Below are 20,553 nucleotides of genomic sequence, written 5' to 3'. Positions count from 1 at the left end.
CGGGCGCCACCCCCCCCCCACCGGGGGCACGGGGCTTCCCGCTAACACCCCGCGTTGGGTGGGGGGGGGCCGCCCAGGGCGGGGGCGGGCGCCCCCCGCCACGGGCTCTCACGTGCCGAAGCGGATCCAGTTCAGGCTCACGTACGGGGCGGGCTGGCCGCTGGTGAACGTGATGTAGACGTCGTGCGTGCCGGTGACGCCCGAGATGTTCGCGGGCACCGTGCGCCAGCTCTGCCAGCCGCCGGTGTCGGCGATGGCGAAGCTGCCGATCGGCGCGGCGGTCGGGCTGTCCAGCCGCACCTCGACCAGGCCGCTCACCCCGCCGGTCGCGCCGGACGCGGCCCGGGCGACGAACTGGGTCGCGGTGCGCGAGCCGAACCGGACGCCGGAGAACCGCAGCGAGTTGCCGTTGGCCAACTGCGCCACCGCCTGGCCGCCGTCACCGGACACGATCGTGCCGCCGGACCGCGACGTGGCCTGCTCGGCCTGGATGTCGCTGAACGCGTCCCACCCGCTGCCGCCGGGAGGGTTGGTGGTGGTCGTGGTGGTGGGCTGCGTGCCGCCGCCCGCGGTCCACACCGCCACGTAGTCCACCACCAGCGAGTGACCGGACTGGGTCGCCGAGGTCGGCGTGCCGAAGCCCGCGACGCCGTTGGGGAACGCCCCGCCCATGGCGAGGTTCAGCAGCAGGAAGTAGCCCGCGTGGCCGGTCATGTTGTTCCACGTGGTCGCGTCCATCTGGTTCTGGGTGACGCTGTGGAACTGCTGGCCGTCCACGTACCAGCGCAACGCCTTGGGCGAGCTGCTGTCGTCCCACTCGAACCGGTAGGTGTGGAACGCGGACTGGCACGTCGAGCCGGGGCACGCGCGGCTCGCGCCCAGGCCGTTGGTCTCGTTGCACGGCCCGCCGGGGTTCACGCCGCAGTGCAGCACGCCCCACACGGAGTTGATGCCGTTGACGTTCTCCATGATGTCGAACTCGCCGATGGCGGGCCAGTTCCAGTAGTTGCCCCGGTACGGCGAGCCGAGCGCCCAGAACGCGGGCCAGTAGCCGAGCGCGGCCTGGCCGGTGACGTTCGGCATCTGGATGCGGCCCTCGATGGCGAGCTTGCCGCCCGCCGGCGGCCGGAAGTTCGACCGCTGGGTCTCGATCCGGGCGGACGTCCAGTTGCCCGAGCCGTCACGCAGGGCGGTGATGCGCAGGTTGCCCGAGCCGTCGAGCTTGATGTTGTTCGTGCTGTTGGTGTAGTTCTGGATCTCGCCGGTGCCCCAGTTGCCGGGACCGCCGGGGTAGCCGTGGCCGAGGTCGAAGATCCAGTTCGAGGACGACGGCAGCGTGTTGGCCGCGCCGTTGAAGTCGTCGCTCCACTGCAACGTCCAGCCCGACGGGGTGGACGGCACCGAGGCGTTGGCCGACAGGGTCGCGACGACCGCGAGCGGCACGGCGGTGATGAGTGCGGCGGCGGTGGCGACGACCCGTCGTCGTCGGCTCCGGCTGGGCTCCATGAGCGGTGACCTCCTTGTCACTGTCCTGGGCGTTCGGCACGGACACCGTGCCCGCGCACTCATGAGAGCGCTCTCATGATGATCGTTCAAGCGACCGAACGGCGCAAAAGCCCGCTACTTGGCGTCGGCGTAGCTGTCCACCGGCACGGCCTTGAGCGGGAACCGGACCGGGGTCGCCCCGAACACCAGCCGCGACGCCTCCTCGCCCGCCGCCGTCACCTCGGCGCACACCACCCCCGCCAGCTCCTCCGGGCAGTGCACCAGCACCTCGTCGTGCTGGAAGAACACCAGGTGCGCGCCGCGCGCCGACCGGTGCAACCGCCGCCGCAGCGCGCCGAGCAGCGCCGCCGTCCAGTCCGCCGCGCTGGCCTGCACCACGAAGTTGCGGGTGAACCGGCCCCAGTCCCGCGCCGCGCGCCGGGACCGCCGCAGCGCGTCCTCGCCGTCGTCGGTGTCGCCGGTCGCGGCGTGCCACGCCTCCGACGGCGGCGGGCTCGTGCGCCCGAGCCGCGAGCGCACCACGCGCCCCTGCTCGCCCGCGAGGGCGGCGGCCTCCACGTACCCGACCGCCTCGGGGAACCGGCGGCGCAGCACCGCCATCGCCGGACCGGCGTTGCCGCCCGTGCCGCCGTACATCGCGGACAGCATGGCGGTCTTCGCCTTGGCCCGGTCGCCGTCGAACGCCTCCGCCGCGAGCGAGGTGTAGAGGTCGTCGTCCGTGGAGACCTCGGTGAACCGGTGGTCGTTCGCCAACGCCGCCAGCACCCGCGGTTCGAGCTGCGCCGCGTCCGCCGCCACCAGCTTCCACCCCGGGTCGGCCCGCACCGCCTTGCGCAGCGTGCGGGGGATCTGCAACGCCGCGCCGCCGCGCGTCGCCCACCGCCCGGACACCACGCCGCCCACCACGTAGTCCGGTCGGAACCGGCCGTCCGCCACCCAGGTGTCCAACCAGGACCAGCCGTGCGCCACCCACAGCCGCGCCAGTTCCTTGTACTCCAGCAGCGGCTCGACGGCCGGGTGGTCGACGCCCTTGAGCACCCACGCCCGCGCCGACGGGATGTCGATGCCCTCCCGCGCGAACGCGCGCACGATGCCCGGCGGGTGGTCGGGGTTGACCGGCTTGCCGCCGAACGCGGCCGTGATCCGGTCCGCCAGCTCCGCGAGCCGCGCCGGCCGCGCGCCGTTCACCGGGCGCGGGCCCAGCGCGTCGACCAGCAACGCCTCGTGCACGTCCGCCCGCCACGGCAGGCCGAAGTGCGTCATCTCCGCGGCGGCCAGCGCGCTGGCCGACTCGGCGGCGAACAGCAGCCGCAGCCGGTCCGCGTGCGGCAGCGTGGCGACCAGCCGCTGCTGCTCCGCGTGCACGGCGACGACCGCGTCCACCGGGTCCTCGTCGCCGGGCAGCGGTTGCTGCTCCGGCTCGAACAGGGTCGGCTGCGACTCGCGCCTGCGCGGACCCTGGTCGACCGGCACGGGCAGCCCGCGCAGCCGGGCCAGCGCCGCGGCCAGCCCGCGCGGCTCGGCGTGCCGGCCCTGGTAGGCCAGCAGCAGGTACTCCACGTGCGCGAGGTCCTGGCACCGCTCGACCCGCACCCCGCGCGCCAGCAGGTCCGGGTAGACCTCCGCCGTCTCCGCCCAGACCCACCGGGGCCGGTGCCGCGCCTCCAGCTCGGCCACCGCCGCCGCCAGGTCCGAGGTCCGCACCACCGGGCCCTCGGGCACGCCCGCGTCGGAGAGCGCGCGCAACCGCCCCGCGTTCCCGCCGTCCGACACCAGAGCCATGAGCACGTCCCCGATTGTGCTCGCCGGCACCGACAGTCCCGGTGGCCGCCGGTCACCCGATCGTGGCGGAGGCGTGCGGGCCAGGATGTGCCGGTGGACCGCACCCCCTCGCCCGGTGAGCTGCTGGACCCCAGGCGGGCGGTGGTGCCGTTCCACGGCCGGGTCGAGGAGCTGGCCGCCCTGACCCGGTGGCGCGACGGCGACGGGGTGCTCTCCGTGCTGCTCCTGCACGGCCCGGCCGGGGTGGGCAAGACGCGGCTCGCGGTGCACTTCGCCGCCGGCTCCACCGTCCGCGTCGTGGACGACGCCGATCTCATCCCGTGGCACGACCTGCGCTACCTGATCTCGGCGGCCACCGACCGGACCCGGATCCTGCTGGTCGCGCGCGACGCCGGTTGGTGGTGGTCCGCGGTCCGGCAACGCGCGGCCGACTTCGGCTGCCCCTGCGCCGAGCTGGCCGTCGAGGCCCGCCCCGACGAGCACGGCCCGTCCTTCGCCGCCGCCTGCGCCCACTTCGCCGACGTGCTCGGCCTGCCCTGCCCGACCGTGATGCCGCCGGACGTGCCGACGCTGCACGACCTGCACCTGGCCGCGCTCGCCGCCGTGCACGGCGCGTCCGCCGACGACCCGGTGGGGCTGGTGCGCCGGCTCATCGCCGTCGACCCGAACCCGCCCACCCGCGGCCGGTTGGCGGAGGACGTGCTGGCCGTCACGCTGCTGGACGAGCGGATCACGCCCTCGCGCACGCCCGAGGCCCTGGAGACCCTGCTCCGCGCCGCCGACCGCTGGCCGCACGTCCGCCGCCGCGCCGAGGAGCTGTTCACCGCCGAGCCGGACCTGGCCCGCACCGCCACCTGCGCCACCCTGCGGGCGCTGGTCGAGTCGCCGACGGCGGCCGCGGCCGTCGCCCGGCACGTGTTCGACGACCCCCGGTTCCACGGCGACCCGCTGCCCGCGCTGCTCACCCGGACCCTGCTCGACCACCGCGCCGCCACCGCCGGGAAGCCGGAACTCGCCGAGCTGCACGGCGTGCTGGCCGCCCGCGCCGCCCTGGCCGGGCTCCACGAGGAAGCCCTCGCCGCCGCCCGCCAGGAGGTCGCCCGGTACCGGGAGCTGGCCGAGGAGGACCCGGTCGAGCACCGCCCGGCGCTCGTCGACGCGGTGGCGGACCTGGCGTTGCGCCACGTCGCCGTCGGCCGCCCGGAGGACGCGCTGGCCACGTCGGAGGAGGCGGTGGCGCTGTGCCGGGTCGCCGCCGCCGAGGACGAGGACTGCGTGCCGCACCTGGCCGGCGCGCTCGACCGGCTCGGCCAGCGGTACGCCGCGGTCGGCCGCCGGGACGAGGCGCTGACGGCGGTCGGCGAGGCCGCCGCCCGCTACCGCGACCTCGCCGCCGCGCACCCGGCGCTGTTCCGGGTGGACCTGGCCAAGGTCACCCACCACCACGCGGTGCGGCTGTTCGACGCCGGCCGCCCCGACGAGGCCGCCCGCGTCACGCGGCTCGCGCTGGCCCGGTGGCGCGAGGTGGCCGAGGCGGACCCGCGCTACGAGGCCGAGTTCGCCCGCACGCTCGCCGCGCTCGCCGACCTGCTGTCCGGGCAGGGCAGGCGGGACGAGGCAGTGCCGGTGGTGGAGGAGTCGATCGGGGTGTTGCGCAGGCTCGCCCGCGCCAACCCGCGCGACTTCGAACCGGAGCTGGCGGGCGCGCTGGGCGGGCTGAGCGCGTTGCTGGGCGCGCTCGAACGCGACGCCGACGCCGTGCGCGCGGCCGAGGAGGCGGTCCTGGTGCGCCGCCGGATCGCCCGTGACGGCGACCCGCACGCCGTCGGCCACCTGGCGGTCGCGCTCGGCGACCAGGTCGAGGTGCTGCGCGGCCCGGAGCGCCTCACCGCCGCCGAGGAGGCGGTGGAGCTGCTGCGCCCGCTGGCGGTCCGCCACCCGGTCGACCACCAGGTCCCGTACGCCGTCGCGCGGTCGAGGCTGGCCCGGCTGCTGCTCGCCGCCGGCCGCGAGGACGAGGCGCGGAGGCTCGTGGACGAGGTGCTGGCGGTGGCGCCGCGGTTGCCGCACCGACCACCGGTCGCGCACGCGGCCACGCTCGCCTCGGCGTTGCGGGACCTCGCGGACAGCCTGGCCGCGCACGACCACGGCCACCTCGCGCTGCGCGCCGCCGAGCAGGTGGTCGGCATCCGGCGCGACCTGCTCGGCCGCAGCCGGTCCGCGCCGGTCGCGTACGCCGTGGCGCTGCACCGGACCGCCGTGCTGCTGCACGACCGGTCCGACCCGGAGGCGTCGGGCCGCGCCCGGCTGGCCGTGCTCGTGTGGCACCTGACCCACACGGCCGACGAGCTGGCCGCCGAACCCCGTTACGCCGACACGTTGTCGCTGTACGCGCGGGTGTGCGCCGAGTCGGGCAGGCACGTGGAGCGCGCGCTGTCCTTGGCACACCGGGCGATGGTGGTGCTGCGCAACTCGCACGCCACGCCGGACGTGTTCATGCGGGCCGAGGAGGCGGTGGACGCGGTGGTCCGGGCGCACGCCGACCCGGAGGCGGCGCGCGCCCGGATGCGCGCGATGTCGGAACCGGCTAACCCGTGGTGACCAGCGAGCGGAGGAAGAACGCCACGTTCGCGGGCCGCTCGGCCAGCCGCCGCATGAAGTAGCCGTACCACTCGTCGCCGTAGGGCACGTAGACGCGCATGCGGTTGCCCGCGGCGGCGATGCGGCGCTGCTCGTCGGGCCGGATGCCGTACAGCATCTGGTACTCGTAGCTGTCCGGCGACCGGTCCGCGGCCAGCTCGCCCGCGATGGCGATCAGCCGCGGGTCGTGCGAGGCGACCATCGGGTAGCCCTCGCCCGCCATCAGCACCTTCAGGCACCGCACGTACGAACGGTCCACATCGGACTTGTCCTGGTACGCCACCGACGCGGGTTCCCGGTACGCGCCCTTGCACAGCCGCACCCGCGACCCGGCGTGCGCGAGGTCGCGGCAGTCCTGCTCGGTCCGCTTGAGGTACGCCTGGAGCACCGCCCCCACCCACGGGAAGTCCACCCGCAGCTCCCGCAGGATGCCCAAAGTGGAATCGGTGGTGGTGTGGTCCTCCATGTCCAGGGTGACCGTGGTGCCGACCGCGCCGGCCGCCGCGCAGATGCGGCGGGCGTTCTCCAGCGCGATCTTCTCGCCGTCCACGGGCAGGAACTGGCCCACCGCGGACAGCTTCACCGACACCTCGGCCCGCGCGGTGTGCCCGGCGCGGTCCAGCCGGGCCAGCAGGTCCAGGTACGCCTCGACAGTGGCGTCGGCCTGCGCCGCGTCCCGGGTGTCCTCGCCGAGGTGGTCGAGGGTGACGTACCGGCCGTCGGCCAGCACCTCGCCGGTGGTGGCGACGGCCGCGTCCACGTCGTCGCCGGAGATGAAGCGCTTGACCACCGGCCGGGTCAGCGGGGTGCGTTCGACCAGCTCGCGGATGGCGCCGGAGCGCGAGGCGGCGAGCAGCGCGGAGCGGAGCATGATCACCCCTGGTGCGGGTAGCGGTAGGAGGTCGGAGCCGCGAACGTCTCCTTGATCGACCGCGGGCTCACCCAGCGCAGCAGGTTGTGCACCGAGCCCGCCTTGTCGTTGGTGCCCGACGCCCGGCCACCGCCGAACGGCTGCTGGCCCACGACCGCGCCGGTCGGCTTGTCGTTGACGTAGAAGTTGCCCGCGGCGAACCGCAGCTCGTTCTGCGCGTGCACGATCGCCGCCCGGTCCTGCGCGATGACGGCGCCGGTCAGCGCGTACGGCGCGGCGCCCTCCATCTGCCGCAGCACGGTGTCGTAGTCGGAGTCCTCGAAGACGTGCACGGCCAGCACCGGGCCGAAGTACTCGGTGGTGAACACCTCGTGCTCCGGGTCGCTGCCCAGCAGCACGGTCGGCCGCACGAAGAAGCCCTCGGAGTCGTCGGCCGTGCCTCCCGCGACGACCTCCAGCCTGTCGTCCGCGTGCGCGGCGCGGAGCACGCCGGACAGCTTGTCGAACGAGCGCCGGTCGATGACCGCGCCCATGAAGTTCGACAGGTCCGTGACGTCGCCCACGGTCAGCGACTCCACGTCGGCGAGGAAGTCGTCCTTCACCCGGTTCCACACCGAGCGGGGCAGGTAGGCACGGGACGCGGCCGAGCACTTCTGGCCCTGGTACTCGAACGCGCCGCGGACCAGCGCCGTGCGCAGCACGTCGAGGTCGGCCGACGGGTGCGCGAGCACGAAGTCCTTGCCGCCGGTCTCGCCGACGATGCGCGGGTAGGACCGGTAGTTCGCGATGTTCGCGCCGACCTGGCCCCACAGGTGCCGGAACGTGCGGGTGGACCCGGTGAAGTGGATGCCCGCGAGGTCCGGGTCGGCCAGCGCGACCTCGGACACGGCCAGGCCGTCGCCGGGCAGCAGGTTGATCACGCCGGGCGGCAGGCCCGCCTCCTCGAGCAGCCGCATGGTCAGGTGCGCGGCGAAGCTCTGCGTCGGCGACGGCTTCCACAGCACCACGTTGCCCATGAGGGCGGGCGCGGTGGGCAGGTTGCCCGCGATGGCGGTGAAGTTGAACGGGGTGATCGCGTAGACGAAGCCCTCCAGCGGGCGGTGGTCCGTGCGGTTCCACACGCCGGGGGAGGACTGCGGCTGCTCGGCCAGCAGCTGCCGGCCGAAGGAGACGTTGAAGCGCCAGAAGTCGATCAGCTCGCAGGCGGCGTCGATCTCGGCCTGGATCGCGGTCTTCGACTGGCCGAGCATGGTGGCCGCGTTGAGCGTGGCGCGCCACTTGGTCGCGAGCAGGTCGGCGGCGCGCAGCAGGATCGCGGCGCGGTCGTCGTAGGACATCGCGCGCCACGCGGGCGCGGCCTGCTTGGCCGCCGCGATGGCGTCGCGGGTGTCCTGCCGGGTGGCGCCGTGCAGCGTGCCGAGGACGGCGCGGTGGTTGTGCGGCTGCACGACGTCGAAGCGCTCGCCACCGCCCACCCGCTGCTCCCCGCCGATGGTGAGGGTCAGCTCGACGGGCTCCTTGGCCAGCTCGGCCAGCTTCGCCTGCAGCTGCGCGCGCTCCGGGGTGCCGGGCGCGTAGCCGAGGACGGGCTCGTTCACCGGTGCGGGGACCGCGGTCACGGCATCCACAAGCAGCTCCTTCGCCACAGGGTTGGGGTTGTCCCCACGGTAGGACTTCCAACCCTGCGACCCGTTGTCCGCACGTCTAGGCTTGGCCCCCCGTCGTTGTGGAACTGGACAAAAAGATGAGCCTGCGGCAGGTCCTGATCGCGCTCGGCGATCCGCTGGTCGAGGTGCAGGTCGCGCCGCACGGGCTGGAGGCCGACGTCCTCGACGTGGTCATCCTCGACCCGGACGACACGCCGGACGTGCGGCACGGCGACCTCGCGCTCGTCGTCGGCGCGCGCGGCCGGGCGGCGGCCCCGCTGGTCAGGGCGGCCGGGGCGGGCGGCGCGGCGGCCGTGGCGGTCAAGGTGGACACCCCGTCGCCGGTGCTGCGGCAGGCGGCGGCGGACGCGGGCGTGGCGTTGCTGGCGGTGCGGCCCGAAGTCCGCTGGGAGCACCTGGAGGCGCTGGCCCGGGGCGTGGTGCACAACGCCCGGGTGACGGCCGACGCGGGCGCGGGCGAGGTGCTCGGCGACCTGTTCGGCCTGGCCCAGACGATCGCCTCGCTGACCGGCGGCATCGTCAGCATCGAGGACACCGCGAGCCGCGTGCTCGCCTACTCCCGCTCCACCGACGAGGTGGACGAGCTGCGCCGGCTGTCCATCCTGGGCCGGCAGGGACCGGAGCCGTACCTCAAGATGCTCCGCGAGTGGGGCGTCTACCAGCGCCTGCGCTCCGGCGAGGACGTGGTCCGCATCGAGGAACGGCCCGAGCTGGGCATCCGCCGCCGCATCGCGGTCGGCATCCACGCCGGCAAGCAGCCGCTCGGCACGATCTGGGTGCAGGAGGGCGGCACGCCGCTGACCGAGCGGGCCGAGCGCGCCCTGCTCGGCGCGGCCCGCGTCACGGCCCTGCACCTGGTGCAGCAGCGGGAGCCGGCCGCCGCGTTCCGGGAGAACCTGCTCGCGTCCCTGCTCGACGGCCGGATGGACGCCGGGGCGATCGCCGAGCAGATCGGCGCGGACCCGGAGAAGCCCGCCGCGGTCGTGGTGTTCGCGCTGCGCGGCCAGGAGCACGCCGACCGCACCGAGCACGAGCTGCGCCGCGCCGAGATGACGAGCCTGATCTCCGTGCACGCCGCCGCGTACCGGCGCAGCGCCCTGGTCAGCCAGCGCGGCGGCCGCACGTACGCGCTGCTCACGGACCTGCCGCCGAAGGCGCCGCTGCTCACGTTGACCAAGGAGATCGTGGCCGCCGCGCGCAAGCACATGAACCTGCGGGTGCAGGCCGCGATCGGCTCCACGGTGCCCACGGTGGACGAGGTCATGGTCTCCCGGGCGGAGGCGGACCGGGTGCTCGACGCGATGTCCCGCGACCTCGACGCCGAGGTGGCGACGCTGGAGGACGTCCGCTCGCAGGTGCTGGTGAGCGAAACCCTCGCGCTGCTGGCCGAGCACCCGCGCATCCGCGACCCGCGGCTCGACCGGCTGGACGGCGAGCTGGCCCGTTCCCTGCTGGCCTACCTGGACGACTTCGGCGACGTCAAGAGCGCGGCGGCGAAGCTGCACGTCCACCCCAACACGCTGCGGTACCGCGTCCGACGTGCGGCGGAGGTCGGCGGGTTCGACCTGGACGACCCGCTGGTGCGGTTGTTCGCCCAGTTGCAACTCAGGCTGGCCTGAGCCGGCCGCCCGGCGCGCCGTACCCTGCCGGGGGTGAGCACCCAAGCCCGCGGCAGCGATTTCGCTGAACTGTCCAGGTTGGTCAAGCAGCAGGGGCTGCTGGACCGGCGCATCGGTTTCTACGTCACGTTCCTGGTCGTCGTCATCGCCGCGTTCGGCCTCACCGGGGCCGCGATGGTGCTGATCGGCGACTCGTGGTGGCAGCTCGTGCCGGCCGCCGTGCTCGGTGTCGTCTACACCCAGATCGCGTTCCTCGGCCACGACGCGGGGCACCGGCAGGTGTTCGCCGACCACCGGGCGAACCAGACCGCGGGCCTGCTGCTGGGCAACCTGCTCATCGGCGTCGGCTACGGCTGGTGGATGGGCAAGCACACCCGCCACCACGCCAACCCCAACCACGAGGACGAGGACCCGGACGTCGACATCGCCGTGCTGGCGTTCAGCGCCGAGCAGGCCGAGCGCAAGCGCGGCTTCTTCCGCTGGGTCGTCAAGCACCAGGCGTACCTGTTCTTCCCGTTGCTCCTGCTGGAGGGCTTCAGCCTGCACGTGATCAGCACGGCCGCCGCGGCGCGCCGCGAGGTCAAGGGCTGGCGGCTGGAGCTGGTGCTGCTGGCCGTGCACTTCGCGGTCTACCTCGGCGCGGTGTTCCTGCTGATGTCGCCCGGCAAGGCGCTCGTGTTCATCGCGATCCACCAGGGCGTGTTCGGCGTCTACATGGGCATCTCGTTCGCGCCCAACCACAAGGGCATGCCCGTCCTGCAGGCCGGCCACCAGCTCGACTTCCTGCGCAAGCAGGTGCTGACCTCCCGCAACGTCACCGGCGGCTGGTTCACCGACTTCCTGCTCGGCGGCCTGAACTACCAGATCGAGCACCACCTGTTCCCGAGCATGCCGCGGCCGCACCTGCGCCGGGCGCAGGCGCTGGTCCGCGACTTCTGCGGGCGGCACTCGGTCTCCTACGCCGAGTGCGGCCTGTTCACGTCGTACGGGTTCGTGCTGAAGTACCTGCACGAGGCGGGAGCTGAATTGCGCGGTACAGGAAAGCTCGCTCCAGCAGGGTCCAGGTAGTCGTCGTCACCAGGTAGATCCCGGCCGCCAGCGGCAGCACGGCGGCGATCAGCACCGTGCCGAACGGCATCAGCCGCAGCAGCCTCGCGAACGGCGGCTGCGGCCCGCCGGCCCGCGCCGCGACCGCCGCCTGCCAGCGGGACGTCCCGAACGCGACCGCCGCGAGCACGGCGAACAGCGCCAGGAACACCGGCGTGTGCGCCCACACGCCGAACCAGTGCGTGCCCAGCGGCACGCCGAGCAGCGTGCCGTCCAGCAGCGGGTTCGGCGTGGTGACCAGCCGGTACACGACCATGAAGAACGGCACCTGCACCAGCGCGGGCAGGCACCCGGCCAGCAGGGACGTGTTGTTGGACCGGTACAGCTCCATGGTCTTCTCCTGGAGCTTGACCCGGTCCTTGCCGTACCTCTCGGTCAGCGCGCGGACCTCGGGCGCCAGCGCGGCGCGGGCTTTCTCGCCGCGCACGGCGGCACGGCTGAGCGGGTGCATGAGCAGTCGGACGACGACGGTGAAGGCGACGATGGCCAGGGCGGGCGTGGCGAACCCGGCCAGGGCCGAGCCCAAAGCGTGGAACAAGGGGGAACTCCATCCTCGGAGCAAGGGGGGACTGCGGGCCGTCAGGAACTGAGGCCGAGTCCCGGTGCTCGAGGACGGGGGCGTCCCGCCGCGTCGGGGTCGCGCAGCCGCAGGAACGCGGCGCGCAGGGACTTCTCGCGGATCGACAGCGACCGCACCCACGCGGGCGCGCCCTGCACCACCGGTGAGGCGGTGAGCAGCAGCAGCACGAGGGCCACGGCCGTCACGGCGGCCAGCACCTCGGTGGGCGTGGTGAGCAGGCCGAGGGCGTAGAGGGCCGGCAGGCACAGCGCCAACAGCAGCCGCAGCCTGGCCATGCCCCACCTCCCCGCGATCTCAGTCCACTGTACCCACGAGGGCGGGCCGCGCGGGGTGGTCGTAGCGCACCGTCACGTCGGCCCGCGGCTCGTAGGAGGCGTACGCGGGCAGCGTCCACCGCCACTCGTCGGGCATCTGCCGGTCGAGCGCGCCCGCCGACAGCCACAGGTGCACGGCCAGCTCCGCGGGCAGCCACTTGTCCAGCAGCATCGTGCCGTCCAGCAGCAGCACGCCGCCCGTACCCAGCGTCACGTAGTCGGCGCGGTGCGCCCGGTCCGTGGCCGCGTTCCACAACGCGGGCAGCACCCGGCCGGACCCGCCGGGGTCGAGCGGTTCCAGCACCTCGCGCAGCAGCCCGCCCACGTCCAGCCACGAGTCGCGGAACGAGTCCGGGTCCTCGTGGCCGTACTCCAGCCGCACGGACGCCGGCCGCAGGTAGTCCCCGGCCGAGACCCGCAGCACCGGCCGCCCCAACGCGCGCAGCGGGTCCACCAGGGCGTCGGCCAGCTCGCCCGGCCTGGTCGGCGGGGCGCCGTCGACCAGCACCCGGGCCCAGGTCGAGCGCGGCAACGCGTCGATCCGCGCGACCAGCTCGTCCACGAGCGCCCGCGGGGAGAGGGGGACGACCTTCACGGGACCGGGTGGTCCTCCCAGCCGGCGGGCAGCCGCGGCACCGGCCAGTCCGGGTCCGGCTCCCACCGCCCCCACGCCGGGTCCCACCAGGTGTCGCCCGCGATCAGCATGGCCTCGACCTCCTTGGCCGTGCGGCGGATCGACTCGGCCTCCTCGGGGCCGTACTTGCCGTCCGCGACCATCTCCTCGAACTCGTCGCGGTCCAGCTCGCGCCAGTCGCCGTCGACCGGCACCCAGAAGTCCAGCGCGTGGTCGAGCGTGTCGAAGCCGAAGGGCGTGCGGCGGAACGGCGCCTGGAGGTTGAGGTAGAAGCCCGCGAACCGGCGGTCGTCGCCCTGCCAGTACAGGTCGACGGAGTAGGCGTCGCCGGGGCGGTGGAGCTGGAGCTTGCCGATCCCGGTCCAGCTGGTGCGGCCCAGCTCCTGCCAGTGGTGGGTGCGCGGGTGGGGGTGGAAGCCGAACTCGGTGCCCGGCGCGGTGTAGACGACGAGCAGGTCCGGCCCGTCCCGCACCACCCGGGTCGGGGTGACCGCCCACGGTTCGCCGTGCAACACCTCGCGGCGCAACGCCACGTCCCCCGGCTGGAAGTACCGCATGCCGATCAGGCTAGTGTCGCCGGCCGCCGGCTCGCGGTCAGGCCAGGGCGCGTCGCAGCCGGGCCGCCGCCACCTCGCGGCGCGGGTCGGTCCGGGGCAGCAGGCGCACCAGCCGCTCCAGCACCGCCGCGTCCTCCGCCACCAGCCCGAACGCCCACAGCGCCGACACGTCGCCGCGCTCCAGCACGCCCCGGCGCAGCGCCGCCGCCAGCTCCTCCCGCTCCTCGCACACCACCGGCGCGTCCGACCGGGCGAGCAGTTCGCCCCGGTACGCCGCCGCGGCCGCGCCGACGTCGCCGGACCGCACCGCGTCGCGCACGTCCAGGAAGTCGCCGCGCACGTGCGCCGCCAGTCGGTACGGCCTGGTCAGCAGCACCCCGCCCAACCGGTCGCGCAGCCGGTGCAGCTCCGCGCGCACGGTCGCCGGGTTGCCGCGCTCGCCGTACACGTGCAGGGCCACCTGCTCGGCCGTCAGCCCGCGCGGGTGCAGGGCCAACGCGGTCAGCAGTTCCGCGTGCCGCAGCGACAGCGGCAGCGGCCGCCCGTCCAGCGACGCCGCCACCTCGCCCAGGAACCGCAGCGCGAGCACGGGTCTGCGGGCGCCCCGCCGCGGCACCCGCAGCAGGTACCCCTCGTCCAACCGCTCCAGGACCGCTTCCCGCCCGTCGGCCAGCCGCACGCGCCCGTCGCCGACGTCCACCCGGGAGGTCAGCAGGCCGTGCGGTTCGGCGGCCAGCACCCGGCCGGTCGGGCTCAGCAACGCGCCCGGCTCGCCGCGCAGGCCGATGAGGTGGCGCATGTTCACCGACCGCAGCCGCTCGTCGCGGGCCGCCAGCCGGACCTGCAACTGGCCCTCGGCCAGCCGGGCGGCGGCCGACACCAGCGCCACCATCGCCGGGTGCGTGCTGCTCAGCGGCCCGCTCACGTCCACCACGCCGACCGTGCGGCCGGTGTCCGGGTCGCGCACGGGGCTCGCCGCGCACGTCCACCCGTGGTAGGTGCGCACCAGGTGCTCGGCGGAGTGCACGGTCACCGGCCGGCCCACCGCCAGCGCGGTGCCCATCGCGTTCGTGCCGATCGCCTCCTCGGCCCAGCACGTGCCCTCGGTGAGGCGGACCCGCTCGGCCAGGCCGCGCACGGACGTCGCGCCCTCGCACCACAGGACGGTGCCGTCCGCGTCGGTGACGATCATGACGTGCTGCGCCTCGTCGGCGATGCCCACGAGCGTCTCGCGCAGCACCGGCAGCGCCGCCGCCAGCGGGTGCGCCCCGCGCCGGTCGGCCACCTCCGCCGGGTCGAGCACCACCGGGGCCTCGTGCCGGTCGGGGTCGATCCGGGCGGCCAGCGACCGCCGCCACGACTCCACGATCAGCTCCCGCGCGCCGCGCGCCCGGCCGCCGCCCAGCACCGCGTCGCGCACGTGCGCGAGCCGTCGCGGGTCCGGTTGCATGGCGCCTCCCCGGACCAGGATGGCCCCGCCCGGCGGACCGCGGCAAGCACGTCGCTGATCCGTTCGGGTGCAACGCGACTGCAACGTTGCGCGGACCACGCTGCTGCGCACGACCAGCGCGAGGGACGTGGGAGGGGACATGGCGAGGTACGCGGCGCCGGGGGAGCCGGGCAGCGCGGTGACGTACCGGGACCGGTACGACCACTTCATCGGCGGCGAGTACGTGCCGCCGGCCCGGGGCGGCTACTTCGCCGACCGCACCCCCGTCACCGGCGAGGTGTTCACGGAGGTGGCGCGGGGCACGGCGGCGGACGTGGACCGGGCGCTGGACGCCGCGCACGGCGCGGCCCGCCGGTGGGGCCGCACGCCGGCCGCCGAGCGGGCCACCGTGCTCACCGAGATCGCCGACCGGCTGGAGGACCACCTCGACGCCCTCGCCGTGGCGGAGACCTGGGACAACGGCAAGCCGATCCGCGAGGCGCTGACCGCCGACCTGCCGCTCGCGGTGGACTGCTTCCGCCACTTCGCGGGCGTGGTCCGGGCGCAGGAGGGCGGCCTGTCGCAGCTCGGCGAGGACCTCGTCGCCCACCGCTTCCCGGAGCCGCTGGGCGTGGTCGGCCAACTCGTCCCGTGGAGCTTCCCGCTGCTCGCGGCGGCCTGGCACCTCGCGCCCGCGCTGGCCGCCGGCAACACCGTCGTGCTCAAGCCCGCCGAGCAGACCCCGGCGTCGATCCACGTGCTGGTCGGCCTGATCGCCGACCTGCTGCCGCCCGGCGTGGTCAACGTCGTCAACGGCTTCGCCGCCGAGGCCGGGATGCTGCTGGCCGCCCACCGCCGGGTCGCCGAGGTGGTGGCCGCGCCGGACCAGGGCGGCCGGAGCCCGGTCGTGGTCTTCGCCGACGTGGCCGCGCGGCGCGACGCGCTCCACGAGCGGGCGTTGGAGGGCTTCGCCCTGTTCGCCCTCAACCAGGGCGGGCCCGGCGCGTGCCCGTCCCGCGCGCTGGTCCAGAGCCCGGCGTACGACCGGTTCCTGGCCGACGCCGCCGAACGCGCCGGCGCGCTCCGGCAGGGCCACCCGCTCGACCCCGGGACCGAGGTCGGCGCGCAGGTCGGCCGCGAGCAGGTGGACAAGGTGCTCTCGTGCGTCCGGGCCGGCCGGCGGGAGGGCGCGCGGGTGATCCTCGGCGGCGAGCGGGCCGACCTCGGCGGCGAGCTGTCCGGCGGCTACTACGTCGCCCCGACGATCCTGGAGGGCGACCACGGGATGAGGGTCTTCCAGGAGCCGGTCCCCGGGCCGGTGCTGTGCGTGACCCGGTTCGACGACTTCGACGACGCGGTGAAGACCGCCAACGGCACGCCGTGCGGGCTCGGCGCGGGCGTGTGGTCCCGCGACGCGGGCGTGGCCTACCGGGCGGCCCGCGAGCTGCGGGCCGGCCGGGTGTGGGTGAACAGCCACCACGCCCACCCGGCGCACGCGGCGTTCGGCGGCGGCCGGCCCGGCGGGAACGACCGGGCGGTGCTCGACCGGTACCAGCTGACCAAGGACCTGCTGGTCGGCTACCCGGAGCAGGGGCGATGAGACCAGGAGGGGGGAGCCGGTGCCCCTCGGCTCCCCCCTCCACCGCCGTCACCTCGTCCAGGGCACCTGCGGCGAGGCGTAGTAGTTCACGCCCATCACGTCCCACCGGTCGGCCTGCGCCGCCAGCCGGACCTTGAACCGGTCCCAGTCGTGCGTCGACCACGGCGACCAGCCCAGCTCCGCGATCGCGGGCAGGCGCGGGAACGCCAGGTGCTCCAGGTCGGCGGAGTCCGTGATGGTCTCGCTCCACAGCGGCGCCTCGACGCCGCGCACGGCCGTCGCGGGCAGCCCCTCGATGTACGCGCCGGGGTTCCAGTCGTACGCGTCCTGCACGTCGGTGTACCCGGCCCAGCTCAGCCCCAGCCGGGTGTTGGCGTCGTACTTCATGTCCAGGTACGCCTTGGTGGCGGGCGACAGCACGATCTCGCTGCCCCGCGCGGCCGCCTCGACCATGTCCGGTGCCACCGTCTTCGTGCCCCAGAACTGCGGCACCGCGGCGGCGGGCGGACCCGCCTTGACGAACTCGTGCCAGCCGGTCGCGGTCTTGCCGTGCTTGGCCACCAGCGGCAGCACCCGGTCCATGAACAGGGTGAAGTCCGGGTCGGTGGTCGCGTGCGCCTCGTCGCCGCCGATGTGGACGTACTCGCCCGGCGTCAACGCCGCCACCTCGCGCAGCACGTCGTCCACGAACCGGTAGGTGATCTCCTTGTCGATGCACAGGGAGCTGAAACCGACCTCGATGCCGGTGTAGAGCGGCGGCGCGACGCCGTCGCAGTTCAGCTCCGGGTACGACGACAGCGCGGCGTTGGTGTGGCCCGGCATGTCGATCTCCGGGATCACCGTGATGTGCCGGGCGGCGGCGTAGGCGACGAGGTCCTTGTACTGCTCCTGCGTGTAGTACCCGCCGGGGCCGCCGCCGACCTCGGTGCTGCCGCCGTGCGCGGTCAGGTTGGGCCAGCTCTTGATCTCCAGCCGCCAGCCCTGGTCGTCGGTCAGGTGCAGGTGCAGCCGGTTGACCTTGTAGAGCGCGATCTGGTCGATGTACCGCTTCACCTCGGCCACGGAGAAGAAGTGCCGGGCCACGTCGAGCATCGCGCCCCGGTGGGCGTAGCGCGGGTAGTCCAGCACCCGGCCGCCGGGCGCGGTCCACGGCCCGCGCTGCTTCGTCTTCGCCTCCACCTTCGCGGGCAGGATCTGCCGGAACGTCTGCACGCCCGCGAACAGGCCCGCGGCCGTGCGCGCCCGGATCAGCACACCCCGCTTGGTCACGTCGAGCTGGTAGCCCTCCGTGCCGACGCGGGCGTCCGCGCCGACGAGCAGCAACGAGATGTGCCGACCGGACGCGCCCGGCACGACCGGCAGCCGGTAGCCCGTGGACGGGCGCAGCACACCCGCCAGGAACTCGCCGACCTGGCGCGCCCCCGCCGAGCCGGGGTGGGTGTAGATCCTGGTGTCGGCGGTGAGCGTGAACGTCACGCCCGGCCGCGGGGTGACAGTGACGGGGGCGGGCACGATGTGCTGCAACGGCGTCTCCGGAGCTGCTTGGGCGGGCACGGCCGCGGCTGTCGCGCCGACGAACAGCAGCGCGACGAGCGCTCGACCGAACCCGCGCCGTCCGGCGCCTTCTGTGAGAAGCACTGACGTCCTCCTGGCCAGCGTGGATCACCGAGCGGCGGCTCCAGCCACCGTTACAGCCGCACCGGGAGGTGTCAAGGTCCAGACCAATTACCGCAGCTTCGGCCTCCCCAGCCCCCGCCACACGGCCGGGAAGCGCTCCTCGACGCGCCGGGCCGCCGCCGTCTCCAACCCGTGCAGCAGGCCGAAGGTGAAGCCGTTCTCCCCGTCGAGCTGCGCCTTCGCGCCCAGCTCGCGCAGCACCGGCCGCGCCACCACGCCGTCCTGGTGCTCGCCGAGCAGCTCCTGCACCGCCTTGACGCGCTTGCGGTACTTCTTCGCCCGCTTGCCGAACGCCGGTTCGGACACCTCCACCGCGTACCGCAGCCGCTTGGCGGCCTTGCGCGCCTCGTGGAGCGCGATGTCGTCGTCCGCGCCCTCGGCCCGCTTCGCCAGCCTGCGGTAGGCGCGGTCGACCAGGGCGGGCAGCTCCTTCGTCGCCTTGCGCGCCGCGGCGGGCGTGAACGGCGGCTCGGCCGCCAGCGCGTCCACCGCGTCGAGCAGGGCGAAGTACCGGTCGCTGTCCAGCGCCGCCACCGCGGCTCCGTGCGCGGCGGCCTCCAGCGGGGCGAAGTGGCGGGTGAGCTGGGCCTGCACCGGGCCGAGCACGAGGACCGGGTCCAGCCCGGCGACGCGGCCCTCGAACCGGGCGCGCAGCACCTCCAGGTCGCGGGCCTCGCCGAGCACGCCCGCGAGCCACTTCAGCTCGTCGGTCAGCTCGCGCGTGGCGTCGCGGTCCACGATCGTGCCGAACGCCTGGAGCGCGCTGCGCATCCGTCGCGTCGCCACGCGCATCTGGTGCACGGCGTCGTCCTCGCCCCGGCGTACCCGCGGGTCCTGGTGCTTCAAGGCGTCGGCCTGCGCGCGCAGGTAGGCCAGCACCACGTCGCCGGCGGACTTGCCGTCCCCGGGCGGTGGTGCGGCGGGCGCCACCCGGTCGGCCAGCAGGCGGGACAGCTTCGCCGACGACGCGGACCGCGCGATGCCCGCCGACGCCAGCCGCTCCTCGACGCGGTCGAGCAGCGCGACGTCGCCGCGCTCGCCCAGCTCGACCTCGATCTCGCGCCACGAGTCGACCGCCGAGTCGTCGGTCAGGGACTGCCCGGACACCAGGTCCTCGACCACCTCGGCGAGCAGCCGGCCCTTGTCGTCCGCGAGCTGCCAGCGCTGCCGCGTGGTCTGGATGCGCGCCACCGGCGCCAGCCCGCGGCCGCGGGCGTGCACCTGCACCAGCGAGCCGAGCTGCCGCGGCGGGGTCTTGGCCGCGCGGCCCGGCGGCAGCCGCACCTCCTCGCGGGTGTCCGCGCCGACCGGCAGCTTCAGGTGCCAGCCCGCGTCGTCGCCGCCCGTGCGGCGGCGCAGCGTCAACCCGGCGCGCGCCAACCTCAGGTCCTCGGTGTCGTAGTAGACCGCTTCGAGTCGTTGTTCCTCGGGGCCCGCCACGGCGGCGACGCCGGGCAGGTCGGCGAGGTCCGGCAGCGCGGCGCCGCCGGGGGCCTCGTACTTGCGTTCCGTCTCGTGCACCGACCTCGACATGTATCAGACATACACCGTTCGAGGCCGGTTCAGGCATGTGCGAGGAACTGTCACGGTCGGTGATGGAACGTTAACCAACTCGGGGGTTTGTGTCGGCCCGTCCGCGTGGTTTTCCGGTTTCGTCCCTGGACGCGGCATCCGGGTGCGGTTGGCTGATCGCGTGCCCACAGAGAAGGAGCGGCTCGACGAGGTCGAGCCGACCGTCGCCGACCTCGTCGCCACGACCCAGGCGCTGTCGGCGGAGCTGGAACGGGTGAGCGCCCGCCTGCACGTGCTGGAGCGCAGGCTCGCCGGGGCGGGCTCGGGGCCGGACGAGGACCTCGACTCGACCGAGGGCATCACCGCGACGGTCACCGCGCTGCGCGCCGCGTGGGACGCCGAGCAGGAGCTGCTGGCCGACTCCGTCCGCGCCGAGCTGCAGGCCGAGGTCTCCGAGTACGAGTCGCTCAGGCAGCAACGGGACGCCGGGCTGGCCAAGCTGTCGGCGGGCCGGATGCCGCGCTTCGAGCGGGACGCGTTGCAGCACGAGGTGCAGAACCTGGACTGGCGGGTCAACGCGCAGGAGGCGGGCGCGATGGCCGCCGCGCAGCGGTTGGCCGCCGACCGGCTGGCCGCCGAGGAGCCGTGGCGCGCGGACGCCGTCGTGGCGGGGGAGAAGGCGCGCGAGGAGGTCCTCGACATCGCCCGCCGCCGGCTGCACCGCGCGCTGGCCGCCGACACCCGCCTGCCGCTGTGGTTCCGGGTCGGCCTGGGCGAGATCACGAGCCCCGACCCGAGCCGCTGGGTGGAGGCCGCCGTGGCGCTGGTCGCCTACCGCCTGGAGTACGGCGTCACGGACCCGATCTCGCCGCTGGGCGAGGTGCCCTCGGCCGGCTCCGGCTTCGCCGCGTGGGTCCGCCGGGCCGAGGCGCACAACGACATCGTCGACCAGTTGGAGACGCTGCGCCCGTAGCGCCCGTAGCGCCCGTAGCGCCCGTAGCGCCCGTAGCGCCCGTAGCGCCCGTAGCGCCCGTAGCGCCCGTAGCGCCCGTAGCGCC

General features: G+C 74.7%; 16 protein-coding genes. 5 read left to right on the top strand and 11 right to left on the bottom strand.

Going from position 1 to position 20,553, the window contains the following annotated elements; all coding sequences use genetic code 11:
- Positions 1–108 precede the first annotated feature (108 nt).
- Positions 109–1,506 carry a carbohydrate-binding protein gene (locus ACFXGA_RS04385; RefSeq protein ID WP_378084295.1) on the bottom strand — a complete coding sequence of 466 codons (1,398 nt, stop codon included), beginning with the start codon at positions 1,504–1,506 and terminating at the stop codon, positions 109–111.
- Positions 1,507–1,620: 114 nt separating this feature from the next.
- The gene (locus tag ACFXGA_RS04380; protein ID WP_378084335.1) at positions 1,621–3,288 is read right to left on the bottom strand and encodes a bifunctional 3'-5' exonuclease/DNA polymerase; all 1,668 of its coding nucleotides are present in this window, start codon (positions 3,286–3,288) and stop codon (positions 1,621–1,623) included.
- A 93-nt stretch (positions 3,289–3,381) separates the two neighbouring features.
- Between ACFXGA_RS04380 and ACFXGA_RS04375 the strand changes: the two genes are divergently transcribed.
- A complete protein-coding gene (locus ACFXGA_RS04375; protein ID WP_378084293.1) occupies positions 3,382–5,889 on the top strand; it encodes a tetratricopeptide repeat protein in 2,508 nt (835 codons plus the stop codon).
- Here the strand turns inward: ACFXGA_RS04375 and ACFXGA_RS04370 are convergent.
- Positions 5,876–6,799, bottom strand: a complete 924-nt coding sequence (locus tag ACFXGA_RS04370; protein WP_378084291.1) for a proline dehydrogenase family protein — start codon at positions 6,797–6,799, stop codon at positions 5,876–5,878. The genes ACFXGA_RS04375 and ACFXGA_RS04370 overlap by 14 nt on opposite strands.
- 2 nt (positions 6,800–6,801) lie before the next feature.
- Positions 6,802–8,427: an L-glutamate gamma-semialdehyde dehydrogenase gene (pruA, locus tag ACFXGA_RS04365; RefSeq protein WP_378084289.1), complete on the bottom strand. Its 1,626-nt coding sequence runs from the start codon at positions 8,425–8,427 to the stop codon at positions 6,802–6,804.
- A gap of 116 nt (positions 8,428–8,543) precedes the next feature.
- Here pruA and ACFXGA_RS04360 point away from each other — a divergent pair, with 116 nt between their 5' ends.
- Both ACFXGA_RS04360 and ACFXGA_RS04355 read left to right on the top strand, forming a co-directional pair.
- Complete coding sequence (locus ACFXGA_RS04360; RefSeq protein WP_378084287.1) at positions 8,544–10,085, top strand: PucR family transcriptional regulator; 1,542 nt, start codon at positions 8,544–8,546, stop codon at positions 10,083–10,085.
- Positions 10,086–10,118: 33 nt separating this feature from the next.
- The gene (locus tag ACFXGA_RS04355; protein WP_378084285.1) at positions 10,119–11,153 is read left to right on the top strand and encodes a fatty acid desaturase family protein; all 1,035 of its coding nucleotides are present in this window, start codon (positions 10,119–10,121) and stop codon (positions 11,151–11,153) included.
- On the opposite strand, the gene ACFXGA_RS04350 is transcribed toward ACFXGA_RS04355, so the two are convergent.
- Genes ACFXGA_RS04350 through ACFXGA_RS04330 form a run of 5 tightly spaced genes read right to left on the bottom strand, consistent with a single transcriptional unit; the run spans position 11,062 to position 14,727 of the window.
- Positions 11,062–11,730, bottom strand: a complete 669-nt coding sequence (locus ACFXGA_RS04350) for a YidC/Oxa1 family membrane protein insertase (RefSeq protein WP_378084283.1) — start codon at positions 11,728–11,730, stop codon at positions 11,062–11,064. The two genes, ACFXGA_RS04355 and ACFXGA_RS04350, sit on opposite strands and share 92 nt — an antisense overlap.
- A 41-nt stretch (positions 11,731–11,771) precedes the next feature.
- Positions 11,772–12,047, bottom strand: a complete 276-nt coding sequence (locus ACFXGA_RS04345) for a DUF6412 domain-containing protein (protein WP_378084281.1) — start codon at positions 12,045–12,047, stop codon at positions 11,772–11,774.
- A gap of 19 nt (positions 12,048–12,066) precedes the next feature.
- Positions 12,067–12,681: a uridine kinase gene (locus tag ACFXGA_RS04340; RefSeq protein WP_378084280.1), complete on the bottom strand. Its 615-nt coding sequence runs from the start codon at positions 12,679–12,681 to the stop codon at positions 12,067–12,069.
- The gene (locus ACFXGA_RS04335) at positions 12,678–13,277 is read right to left on the bottom strand and encodes a DUF402 domain-containing protein (protein WP_378084278.1); all 600 of its coding nucleotides are present in this window, start codon (positions 13,275–13,277) and stop codon (positions 12,678–12,680) included. The genes ACFXGA_RS04340 and ACFXGA_RS04335 overlap by 4 nt, the downstream gene beginning before the upstream one ends.
- Before the next feature lie 37 nt (positions 13,278–13,314).
- Positions 13,315–14,727, bottom strand: coding sequence for a GAF domain-containing protein (locus ACFXGA_RS04330; RefSeq protein ID WP_378084277.1), 1,413 nt, complete (start codon positions 14,725–14,727; stop codon positions 13,315–13,317).
- A gap of 139 nt (positions 14,728–14,866) precedes the next feature.
- Here ACFXGA_RS04330 and ACFXGA_RS04325 point away from each other — a divergent pair, with 139 nt between their 5' ends.
- Positions 14,867–16,306: an aldehyde dehydrogenase family protein gene (locus tag ACFXGA_RS04325; RefSeq protein ID WP_378084275.1), complete on the top strand. Its 1,440-nt coding sequence runs from the start codon at positions 14,867–14,869 to the stop codon at positions 16,304–16,306.
- A gap of 48 nt (positions 16,307–16,354) precedes the next feature.
- Here the strand turns inward: ACFXGA_RS04325 and ACFXGA_RS04320 are convergent, their stop codons facing one another.
- Both ACFXGA_RS04320 and ACFXGA_RS04315 read right to left on the bottom strand, forming a co-directional pair.
- Positions 16,355–17,944, bottom strand: coding sequence for a beta-N-acetylhexosaminidase (locus tag ACFXGA_RS04320; RefSeq protein WP_378084274.1), 1,590 nt, complete (start codon positions 17,942–17,944; stop codon positions 16,355–16,357).
- 87 nt (positions 17,945–18,031) lie between these two features.
- The gene (locus ACFXGA_RS04315; protein WP_378084272.1) at positions 18,032–19,516 is read right to left on the bottom strand and encodes a CHAD domain-containing protein; all 1,485 of its coding nucleotides are present in this window, start codon (positions 19,514–19,516) and stop codon (positions 18,032–18,034) included.
- A 160-nt stretch (positions 19,517–19,676) separates the two neighbouring features.
- On the opposite strand from ACFXGA_RS04315, the gene ACFXGA_RS04310 reads away from it, so the two are divergent.
- Positions 19,677–20,468 carry a hypothetical protein gene (locus tag ACFXGA_RS04310; protein WP_378084271.1) on the top strand — a complete coding sequence of 264 codons (792 nt, stop codon included), beginning with the start codon at positions 19,677–19,679 and terminating at the stop codon, positions 20,466–20,468.
- The last annotated feature ends 85 nt before the right edge of the window (positions 20,469–20,553 follow it).

Source organism: Actinosynnema sp. NPDC059335, from assembly GCF_042752395.1.
GTDB lineage: Bacteria > Actinomycetota > Actinomycetes > Mycobacteriales > Pseudonocardiaceae > Actinosynnema.
Note: the sequence above shows the minus strand (reverse complement) of the source record. Positions and strands in the feature narration are given on the sequence as shown.

What these genes read in the sequence shown, in the direction of transcription:
- ACFXGA_RS04385 (WP_378084295.1), bottom strand. Translation starts at nt 1,506, where the DNA reads ATGGAGCCCAGCCGGAGCCGACGACGACGGGTCGTCGCCACCGCCGCC.
- ACFXGA_RS04380 (WP_378084335.1), bottom strand. Translation starts at nt 3,288, where the DNA reads ATGGCTCTGGTGTCGGACGGCGGGAACGCGGGGCGGTTGCGCGCGCTC.
- ACFXGA_RS04370 (WP_378084291.1), bottom strand. Translation starts at nt 6,799, where the DNA reads ATGCTCCGCTCCGCGCTGCTCGCCGCCTCGCGCTCCGGCGCCATCCGC.
- ACFXGA_RS04360 (WP_378084287.1), top strand. Translation starts at nt 8,544, where the DNA reads ATGAGCCTGCGGCAGGTCCTGATCGCGCTCGGCGATCCGCTGGTCGAG.
- ACFXGA_RS04345 (WP_378084281.1), bottom strand. Translation starts at nt 12,047, where the DNA reads ATGGCCAGGCTGCGGCTGCTGTTGGCGCTGTGCCTGCCGGCCCTCTAC.
- ACFXGA_RS04335 (WP_378084278.1), bottom strand. Translation starts at nt 13,277, where the DNA reads ATGCGGTACTTCCAGCCGGGGGACGTGGCGTTGCGCCGCGAGGTGTTG.
- ACFXGA_RS04330 (WP_378084277.1), bottom strand. Translation starts at nt 14,727, where the DNA reads ATGCAACCGGACCCGCGACGGCTCGCGCACGTGCGCGACGCGGTGCTG.
- ACFXGA_RS04325 (WP_378084275.1), top strand. Translation starts at nt 14,867, where the DNA reads ATGGCGAGGTACGCGGCGCCGGGGGAGCCGGGCAGCGCGGTGACGTAC.
- ACFXGA_RS04315 (WP_378084272.1), bottom strand. Translation starts at nt 19,516, where the DNA reads ATGTCGAGGTCGGTGCACGAGACGGAACGCAAGTACGAGGCCCCCGGC.